We start from the raw sequence: 2,402 nt of genomic DNA on the forward strand, positions 1-2,402 counted from the left end.
GGCAGCGCCCCTGCCTTGCCTGTTTCCCCCCTCACATCGAGCCGGTCGCCGTGGCATTGCGCGGGGTGGCCTTGCCATACGCGTGGGGCGCCGCCAAAAGACGGCGATGCGTTCACCCTTCATGATCACCCGGCTTGATCGCTATGTATTTGGCCAATTGACCGTTGGGCTGGTGGTGACGACGGCTGGGCTGGTGGCGCTGATCTGGTTGACGCAATCCTTGCGTTTTGTTCAATTGATCATTCAGCGGGGCCTGTCACCCTTTGTGTTCATCCATCTGACCGGCTTGCTGCTGCCGAGCTTCGTTGCGGTGATTCTACCGATTACATGTTTCATCGTGACATTGTTCACCTATACGCGGCTGACCACGGACCGGGAGTTGGTGGTGATGCGCGCCACCGGCATGTCGGATGGGGCAATCGCGCGGCCGGCGGTTGCGCTGGCTTCGGTGTCGATGGTGGTGTGTCTGGTGCTGAACGTGTGGGTGGTGCCGTCCAGTCTGGCGCAGTTCAGCAAGTTCGAGGCCGAGATCCGCAACAAGGTGGCGGCGTTTCTGCTGGAGCCGGGGGTGTTCACGCCGATTCCCGGCCATATCACCGTCTATATCCAGAGCCGTGACAGGAATCAGGTGCTGCATGGCATTCTGATCGAGGATTCCCGTCAGAAGGGGGAGCCGGCGACGATTCTGGCGCGCACCGGGCGTTTGGTGGCTGGGCCGAACGGGCCTGAGGTCCTGCTGCGGGATGGATCGCGCGAGCAGATCGATCCAAAGACCGGGCGGTTGAATGTGCTGAGTTTCAAACGGAACCTGATCGATCTGGCGCAATCAAGCACGGCGTCCGATGCGGTCGCGCCGAAAACATCCGAGGCGACGATCGGGCAGTTGTTCCATGCCGATACGGCGGCGATCCCGCGGGCGAAGCGGCTGAAATGGCATGCCGAGGCGTGGCGGCGGCTGTTCGCGCCGTTCGCGGTGATGTCATACACGCTGATCGCGCTGATCGCGGTATTGCGCAGTCCGTTTCGTCGTCAGTCGGGCATGCTGGCGCTGATCGGCGCGGTGTTCGGCGTGATGGGGCTGGTGGCGCTGGGGATCGGGGTGGACAGTCTGGCGGCGCGGGAGAATGCGTTGATCCCGCTGATCCTGATCGTCGCCTCCGGTCCGGCGGTGGTGTGTGGCGCGGTGCTGCTGGGGCTTGGCAAGCGGGTGCGCGTGCGGGCGCGAACGGCATGAGCCGGCTGGGGGTCGTGATGATTCCGCCCACCCTGTCGCTCTATATCGGACGGCGGTTCCTGCTTGCGGTGCTGGGGATGCAGGCGGGATTGACCGCGATCGGCGCGTTGTTTGATTTTCTGGATCTGTTGCGTCAGGCTTCCGACAAGCCGCATGCCACGTTCGGGCGGATCGTGGTGATGGAGATTCTGCGGGTGCCGTGGCTGGGCATGCAGATTTTGCCGTTCGCGGTGCTGCTTGGCGGGATTTTCGCGTTCTGGCGGCTGACCCGATCGTCGGAACTGGTGGTGGCGCGCGCATCCGGCGTGTCGGCCTGGCAATTTCTGGCGGTGCCCGTGGTCTGTGCCGCCATGATCGGCGGGGTAACCACGACGGTGGTCAGCCCGCTCTCGGCGGTGATGTTCGCCCGTGCCGAGACCCTGTATTCCATGTATCTTGAAATCGGCTCCGGCCCGCTGTCGCTGGCGGGGGGTCAATTATGGCTGCGCCAGGCCGATCCCGCGGCCGGACCGGGCGGAATCGCGATCCTGCATGCGCATGACGTGCATTTGAAAGGCAAGGCGCTGACCACGGGGCGAGTGACCATTTTGCAACTCGACCGGCACACCAGCCTGCATGACCGGATCGAGGCCGCCACCGGAACGCTGCAACCGGGTGGCTGGCGGCTGGATCAGGTATCGATCCTGAAATCCGATGACGCCACAAAAACCATGACAACGATGCGGTTCCCGACCGATTTGACGGTGGGGCGGGTGCAGGAGAGTTTCGCGAGCCCCAGCGCGCTGTCGTTCTGGGCGCTGCCGCGGTTCATCACGGTACTGGAGCGTTCTGGATTTTCACCGACGCGCCATGAACTCGCGTTCCAAAGCCTGCTCGCGCTGCCGTTGCTGTGTGCCACGATGGCGCTGGTGGCGGCGGGGTTCTCGATGCGGCCGGCGCGCCGGGGCGGGGCGGCAAAGATGCTCGGCGCCGGGCTGATCAGCGGGTTTGCCTTGTTCATGCTCTCCGATGTGGCGGCGCAGTTCGGCAAATCCGGGGCGTTGCCGGTGATCATGGCGGCCTGGGCGCCGGCGGCGGCCGGGTTGATGCTCGCGCTTGCGTTACTTCTGCATCTGGAGGATGGCTGAGCCATGAAGGGTGCCAAACGCCGCCGCAACCGGCAATTCAA

The 2,402-nt window shown here is 64.2% G+C and carries 2 protein-coding genes; both read left to right on the plus strand.

Features of this window, described 5'->3' with window-relative positions; all coding sequences use genetic code 11:
• The first annotated feature begins 121 nt into the window (after positions 1 to 121).
• Positions 122 to 1,234, plus strand: coding sequence for an LPS export ABC transporter permease LptF (gene lptF, locus ACP5E6_RS13755; RefSeq protein ID WP_427954891.1), 1,113 nt, complete (start codon positions 122 to 124; stop codon positions 1,232 to 1,234).
• Positions 1,231 to 2,361 carry an LPS export ABC transporter permease LptG gene (gene lptG / locus ACP5E6_RS13760; protein ID WP_427954882.1) on the plus strand — a complete coding sequence of 377 codons (1,131 nt, stop codon included), beginning with the start codon at positions 1,231 to 1,233 and terminating at the stop codon, positions 2,359 to 2,361. Before lptF ends, lptG begins: the two co-directional genes overlap by 4 nt.
• Positions 2,362 to 2,402: the final 41 nt, after the last annotated feature.

Origin of the sequence: Acidiphilium sp., assembly GCF_049977125.1 — a bacterium.
Taxonomy (GTDB): domain Bacteria; phylum Pseudomonadota; class Alphaproteobacteria; order Acetobacterales; family Acetobacteraceae; genus Acidiphilium.

Excerpts from the sequence above, each read along its gene's own strand:
- lptF (WP_427954891.1), top strand. The coding sequence starts at position 122 with ATGATCACCCGGCTTGATCGCTATGTATTTGGCCAATTGACCGTTGGG.
- lptG (WP_427954882.1), top strand. The coding sequence starts at position 1,231 with ATGAGCCGGCTGGGGGTCGTGATGATTCCGCCCACCCTGTCGCTCTAT.